We start from the raw sequence: 6,501 nt of genomic DNA, 5'->3' as shown, positions 1-6,501 counted from the left end.
GATCCTGTCAACCGGGTCAACCGGCTTAAACCCCTGGTGGCTGCGTCTGTGGGGCCCTATGGAGCCTTTCTGGCGGACAGGTCAGAATACACCGGCAAGTACAGCATAAGTGAAGATGAACTGGTTGATTTTCACAAAGAGAGATTGAAAACACTGGTTTCAGCCGGGCCCGATCTTCTGGCCTGCGAGACCCTGCCTTGTTTTGCCGAAGCCAGAGCCCTTGTCCGGCTACTGGAAGATCTGGATACGCCCCCGGCCTGGTTTAGCTTCAGTGCAAGGGACGGACAGAACATCAATAGCGGAGAGGCGGTTCGGGATTGCGCCCAATGGCTGGATGGAAAACCCTGTGTGGCTGCCATAGGGATCAACTGTACAGATCCCCTTCATGTGGCATCCCTTGTCAGAGAGATCCGGTCGATGACCGACAAACCCGTGGTGGTGTACCCCAATAAAGGCAGAGTGTATAATAGTTTGACCAATGCGTGGACCCCGAAGCCGGATCTGCCCTCATTTGGTGAAATGGCGCTCCAATGGGCAAAACACGGGGCCAGGCTCATCGGGGGATGTTGCCGGACAACGCCGGAGGATATTCGTCAACTTGCCTTAGCACTGAAACCATAGGGCATAAAATCAAAAAAGCCCCTGAGGACAGGGGCCATTGTAGAGTCTGGTAGCGACGCAGGGAATTGAACCCCGGACACTGNNCGCATGCTCTGACCATCTGAGCTACGTCGCCACAAAAAACCAGGACTTAATAGCATAATGTCATGGTTTATGTCAAATCAAATTTTAATTTATTTTAATAATTTCCCTTTAATACATGATTCATGTGTGGCTGATTTATTCTTGAGCGGGTTCAAATCCCTGTACTGCCACGGTGAAGTTGGACAGATCCTCGGGCAAATTGGAAAAAACCAGCATAAACATAACCGAAGCGCCAGGCTTGATATTGACATTGGTGTTTTGATTTCCCTGTCTTACGTCCATCTGTTTGGTTATGTCCGAGATATTGCCGGACATAAGAGTCTCTTCGGGAATTATATTTCCGCAATAAGCTATCAGCGTTTTTGCTTTGGTGTTGTCCTTTGTCATCAGGGTTCCTTTGACCTGGATGTAGCTGACAGCAACATTGGACGGGTTTTTAATCCTGCCTGTGACAACGAACAGGTCGCCTGCGCTTTTATTGGAAACAAAACGGCCATTGATACTGGGTTCGTCCGGTATGGGGTCAAGTGGCGGCTGGGGTGCCTGTTTGGGATTGGGAGCAAGCCATTCAGTGATAAAGGGAATCTGAATGTCGGACACCACCGGAATGGTTACACCAAGGCGGATGATTGCCACATAGGCAGCCAGAATCAGCAGTACCAGCACCAGCAGAATCTTAACCAGCAAGCTTAGCCCTTTTTTCTCCTTTGCGCTTCGTTTCTGGCGGACACTTTGTTCGGACAGCGTCGTGATAAAGGCCTCCTGGCCCATTGATGTCCCTATCGTGGTATTGATTTCGTCATCTGTGGGGGCCAGCAGGTTTTCAGACGGATATGTACTCTCTTCCACTTCAGGGTCCGGAATAGTTATACTGGCGTCTTGCGGTTCGGTATCCTGTTCCAGCACCTTGTCATATTCTGCAAATTTGTCCTGCTCTGCGGCGGTCTGTTCAATCTCCTCGTCCGCTTCCTGATCATCGGGTTCTTCACTGTCATCCGATTCAAGGTCAACGTCATTTGAAAGTGAACTCTCATATTCTATATCCGCTTGCTCTTCAATTACTTCTTCCTGCTGTTGGATTGGGAGGTCAATCAGCGTCTCTTCCGGGTCGGGGGATAAATTCCGGTTGTCGTCGTCAAATTCAAGTTTCTGCGCTTCATCCTTTTCCGTATCCAGTTCAAGGTCATCCAGTTCAAGATCATCCAGTTCAAGATCATCAATGGAGGACTTCTCTGCGACTGGATCATCCGTGTCCAAGGACAACTCTTCCAGCTCAAGATCTTCGACTGTGTCGTCATCCTGGGCAAAACTGATTTCAATATCAGCCATATCTGAATTTGAGGATACTGATATTGGCCCAGAAGCACTTCCATGTTTAATTTTTTCAAATTCAAAATCCTGGGCGTCCAGTTTAAGAGCATTATCCTGAAAATCCAGTTCCGGTTCATCTATCTCAAAATCAGCGGTTTCGAAATCAAGGCCGTCTTCGTCAAAGTCCTTTGCCGAACCTTCAATATCCTGATACTGAAAATCCACTGATTCCGTGTCTGTCTGTCGCTCTGGCGGATTCTGTTCAAATTTCGCCTCATCGAATTCAATTTCTGAGAAATCAATATCCGCATCTTCCAGGTCAGCGTCCTGGCCGTATGAATCGCTGTCGATATTGAAATCGTCTTGGATCTCGGGTTCATCACCGGAAATATCGTTTTCTTGAGGTTTCGGCAGGTCGGGGGGGATCTTAATTTCCGGACCGTCCAGTGGGAAGGCTGTAAAAACATGCCGACACTTACTGCATTTAACCTTTGAACCCTCAGGCTTAATCAGGGCGTCATCAAGGACAAATCGGGTTGAGCACGCTTCGCAGGTAATTATCATTGGGCATCCCCTTAATTTGAATAATTAACTTTATAATTTTAAATCAAAGATTGCCGGCAGGTTTCTGTATTTTTCATTGTAGTCCAGCCCATAGCCCACGATAAATCCCTCATCAAGGCGGAAACATGCATAATCCACATTGATTTGGGCTTCCCGTCGTTCGCTTTTATCAATCAGCGCACATATTTTTATGGACCGGGGATTTAACCGCTGCATGAATTCGATCATCTTGGCAAGGGTTTGGCCTGTATCCACGATATCTTCCACCAGCAGTACATCTCGTCCTTTTAGTTCAAGGTCCGGCTGCTTTGTAAACACGATCTGCCCGGTAGATGATGTGCCTTCGTAAGATGATGCCCCCACCAGATCAATTTCATGATCAATGGAGATCTGCCGGACAAGATCGGCCAGAAAAATAAAAGACCCCTTGAGTACCCCTACAACCACGAGATCAAGACCTTTATAGTCTTGGGTTATTTTTTGTCCGATTTCCCGGGTTTTTTCATTGATTTCCTGTTGCGAAATCAAGGGGATTAATTCGGGCATGTTAAATTATAAACCTGTTTCCTTTAGTTCTTTGATTAGCTTTTGTTGTTTGGAGTTTAAAATCTTCGGCATTTCTATATTAATCACAACATAGAGATCTCCGCAACCATTTCCTTTCATATGGGGAATTCCCATGCCCGGTAAACGCATTTTTGCCTTGTATCCGGTCCCCGGCGGCAATGTCAGATTTATGGTTTTGCCTGAAGGGGTGTTCACCTCAATCTTATCTCCTAAAAGGGCTTGGGTGAGCCGGACATCCTTTGTCATCAGGAGGTCGTTTCCCTCCAGGGTAATCCCCTGGGGCAGGGCAGGGCTGGACTTGATGTAAAGGTTGCCGGCGGGACCGCCGTGTGCGCCTGATTCGCCTTTGCCGGCCAGTCTGATTTTTTTGCCCTGGGTCAGGCCTTTGGGAATTTTTACCTCAATGGCTTTGGCCTCCCCGTTCTGGGAGATGGTGATGGTTTTGCCGGCACCATTGATCAGTTCGTCCAGGGTTAATGGGATTTCATATTCCAGATCTTTGCCCCGGGTCGGGGATTTGCGACCATAACCCGCTCCAGGCCCCGCCGCGTTCTGGAAAAAGGGATTCCCCCCCATGCCCGAAAATGAAGTCTTTGCCCCGCCCTGTCTAAATCCAGAGGAAAAACCGCCGGACCGGTTGAATCCGCCGCCTCCGCCAAAACCAAACTCCTTGAGAATATCGCCCAGATCAAAGTTTCTGAAAATATCCTCCTGGGAAAACCTTTGCTGGAAGTCGGCAGATCCGTAAGTGTCATACTGTTTTCTTTTTTCAGGGTCGCTGAGAACCGCGTAGGCTTCGGAAGTGGCTTTGAACTTATCTTCCAGATCCTTGTCCCCTTTGGTTTTATCCGGATGGTATTTGAGGGCAAGTTTTCTGTAAGCCTTTTTTATGTCGGCGGCTGTCGCCGTTTTATCTACCCCAAGTGTTTTATAGTAATCTTGCGCCATGTTATATCTGATTCCTTTGCCTTTGGCTGTATGGTTGTTTCATTAGTACAAATGTGTAATAAAAATAAGGCGCAAGCCATCGAAGTCAAGAGGAGGAAAGACCTTCCTTTGTATCAAAGGGATCGGCTTTGCCTGAATGCGCTGATGGCAACCATCAGAACGGAGATAGCCGCCGGGGTCATTCCGTCAATGCGGGATGCCTGGCCCAGAGATGTCGGGCAGATCCGGTTGAGTTTCTCCCTGATCTCATTGGACAGGCCGTGGGCCGCATCAAAGGAAAATTCAGGCGGAATTTTTATCCGTTCCAGATCCTCAAACTTTTTAATTTCATTATACTGGCGCCGGATATACCCTTCATATTTGATTTCAATTTCCACCTGCCGGACCGCGCGGTCCTGGACAGGTTCGGGAGCGGGGGCAATCTGCTTTAAAAGATTGTAACTGAGCTCCGCACGTTTAAGCAACTGGGTTAACGGGACACCTGTGTCAATGGGATTGGAGTTGTGTTCGGCAAGAAAGGCATTGGTTTTATCACTGGGTTTGACCACGGTCCGGCTCACCCGTTCAAGCTCTTTTGCGGTATCCTCCTTAATCCGGGAAACCTCATCCAGGCGCCCTTTCTCTGTCAGTCCGTATTCATAACCGATCCGGGCCAAACGCAGATCGGCATTGTCTTCCCTGAGCAGCAGCCGGTATTCGGCCCTGGATGTGAACATGCGGTAGGGCTCTTTGGTGCCGCGGGTGACAAGGTCATCCACCATGACCCCAATATAGGCCTGGGACCGATCCAGAATAAAAGGCGGACGGCCAAGTATTTTTGCCGCAGCATTGGCCCCGGCCCACAGCCCCTGGGCCCCGGCCTCCTCATAGCCGGATGTGCCGTTGATCTGTCCGGCCAGGAACAGCCCCTTGATCTTTTTGGTTTCAAGGGCGGGCGTCAGTTCCAGAGGCGATACATAATCGTATTCAATGGCATAGGCCGGGCGCATGATCTGTGCCTGCTCAAGGCCTTTTACCGAACGCACGACCTGGTACTGGATCTCAAGGGGCAGACTGTTGCCCAGTCCCGAAGCATAAATTTCCTTGGAGCCTATGCCTTCATATTCCAGGATCACATGGTGGGAGTCCCGCTCCGGAAATTTTACCACCTTGTCTTCAAAGGATGGGCAGTACCTGGCGGACCGGCCCTTGATATGTCCGCCGTACAGGGCTGAATACTTCAGATTGTTGCGGATGATGGTATGGGTACCCGGGTTGGTCTGACCCATGAAGCTTGGCAGCATGGGCGTTGTCACCTTGGTGGTGGAAAAGGAAAAGGGTTTGATCTCTTGGTCTGATCCGTGGACATTGAATTTTGAAAAATCAATGGAATCGGCATGGAGGCGCGGCGGGGTGCCGGTTTTCATCCTCCCCATCTCAAGTCCCATGGATTCAAGGCTCAGGGCCAGACCGGTGGAGGCAAATTCTCCGGCACGTCCGGCCTGGATTTTGGAGGCCCCGATATGGACGGTGCCCCGTAAAAAGGTGCCTGTGGTAATGACCACACAGGGCGCAAAATATTCAAATCCGGTATTTTCGGCAATGCCTTTGATTTCATCGTGTTCAATGATCAAAGATTCCACCATGGTCTGCTTGAGATCCAGGTTTTTAGCCGTTTCCAGAACATGCTTCATGTTTCGCGAATACATGTTCTTGTCATTCTGGGTCCGGGTGGACTGGACCGCCGGTCCTTTACGGGTGTTCAGGGTCCTGTACTGGATCGCCGAAGAGTCCGATACCTTTGCCATCCAGCCGCCCAGGGCATCAATTTCCTTGACCAGCTGTCCCTTGGCCGTTCCACCGATGGAGGGACTGCAGGGCATGGCTGCAATTTTGTCCATGTCAATGGTGAGCAAAAGGGTGCTGCAGCCCATGCGGGCCGCAGCCAGAGCGGCTTCGCACCCGGCATGTCCTGCACCCACCACAATGACATCATATCTGTTTTTGAAAGTGTTCATAACATCCTTAACTGTTTTTTACAGGGACTAAATATAATGGTTACTCGCTATTGGTCAACAGGCTTATCTTCACCTTGGCAAATTCATCCGTAATCTGTATGGTTAAGGTGTTGCCTTAAAGGGTGAACGGATGAATGAGAACGGATGATATGGAGGAAGACTTTGGCAGATGCTGACCGAATGAAACGGTACTCGGATTATAATGCTTATCTTCGCAACCTGTTTGGTGAGCGGGTGCAGAAAATTTCCGTGGATGCCGGGCTGACTTGTCCCAACCGGGACGGAACCCTGTCCAGGTCAGGGTGTATTTACTGCAATGCCAAAGGGTCGGGTACCGGCGCCTTTGCCAGGGGGCTTTCCATTTCCCAGCAGATTGAAGCCGGTAAGATCGGGGCCATAAAAAAATACA

Annotated in this window: 5 protein-coding genes, 1 tRNA gene and 1 pseudogene; 2 read left to right on the top strand and 5 right to left on the bottom strand. The window is 49.6% G+C overall.

Going from position 1 to position 6,501, the window contains the following annotated elements:
• Positions 1-621, top strand: a 621-nt coding sequence (gene mmuM, locus B3D59_RS07755; protein ID WP_286818764.1) for a homocysteine S-methyltransferase, incomplete at its 5' end; no start/stop codon positions are given.
• Positions 622-668: 47 nt separating this feature from the next.
• On the opposite strand, the gene B3D59_RS07750 is transcribed toward mmuM, so the two are convergent.
• The 5 genes from B3D59_RS07750 to mnmG form a co-directional block, all read right to left on the bottom strand.
• A tRNA-OTHER gene (locus B3D59_RS07750) sits at positions 669-736 on the bottom strand.
• A gap of 104 nt (positions 737-840) precedes the next feature.
• Positions 841-2,580, bottom strand: a complete 1,740-nt coding sequence (locus B3D59_RS07745; RefSeq protein ID WP_286818763.1) for a DUF3426 domain-containing protein — start codon at positions 2,578-2,580, stop codon at positions 841-843.
• Positions 2,581-2,610: 30 nt separating this feature from the next.
• Positions 2,611-3,126 (bottom strand): hypoxanthine phosphoribosyltransferase, encoded by a 516-nt coding sequence (gene hpt / locus B3D59_RS07740; RefSeq protein ID WP_286818762.1) that lies wholly within the window; start codon positions 3,124-3,126, stop codon positions 2,611-2,613.
• A gap of 6 nt (positions 3,127-3,132) precedes the next feature.
• A complete protein-coding gene (locus B3D59_RS07735; RefSeq protein WP_286818761.1) occupies positions 3,133-4,095 on the bottom strand; it encodes a J domain-containing protein in 963 nt (320 codons plus the stop codon).
• 113 nt (positions 4,096-4,208) lie between these two features.
• A complete protein-coding gene (gene mnmG / locus B3D59_RS07730) occupies positions 4,209-6,092 on the bottom strand; it encodes a tRNA uridine-5-carboxymethylaminomethyl(34) synthesis enzyme MnmG (protein WP_286818760.1) in 1,884 nt (627 codons plus the stop codon).
• Between the two features lie 144 nt (positions 6,093-6,236).
• On the opposite strand from mnmG, the pseudogene B3D59_RS07725 reads away from it, so the two are divergent.
• Positions 6,237-6,501 (top strand): annotated as a pseudogene (locus tag B3D59_RS07725) (TIGR01212 family radical SAM protein); the annotation flags it as partial.

The sequence above is a fragment of the Desulfobacter sp. UBA2225 genome, assembly GCF_002348205.1.
GTDB classification, from domain to species: Bacteria; Desulfobacterota; Desulfobacteria; order Desulfobacterales; family Desulfobacteraceae; genus Desulfobacter; species Desulfobacter postgatei.
Note: the sequence above shows the minus strand (reverse complement) of the source record. Positions and strands in the feature narration are given on the sequence as shown.

Excerpts from the sequence above, each read along its gene's own strand:
- B3D59_RS07745 (WP_286818763.1), bottom strand. The coding sequence starts at position 2,580 with ATGATAATTACCTGCGAAGCGTGCTCAACCCGATTTGTCCTTGATGAC.
- B3D59_RS07735 (WP_286818761.1), bottom strand. The coding sequence starts at position 4,095 with ATGGCGCAAGATTACTATAAAACACTTGGGGTAGATAAAACGGCGACA.
- hpt (WP_286818762.1), bottom strand. The coding sequence starts at position 3,126 with ATGCCCGAATTAATCCCCTTGATTTCGCAACAGGAAATCAATGAAAAA.
- mnmG (WP_286818760.1), bottom strand. The coding sequence starts at position 6,092 with ATGAACACTTTCAAAAACAGATATGATGTCATTGTGGTGGGTGCAGGA.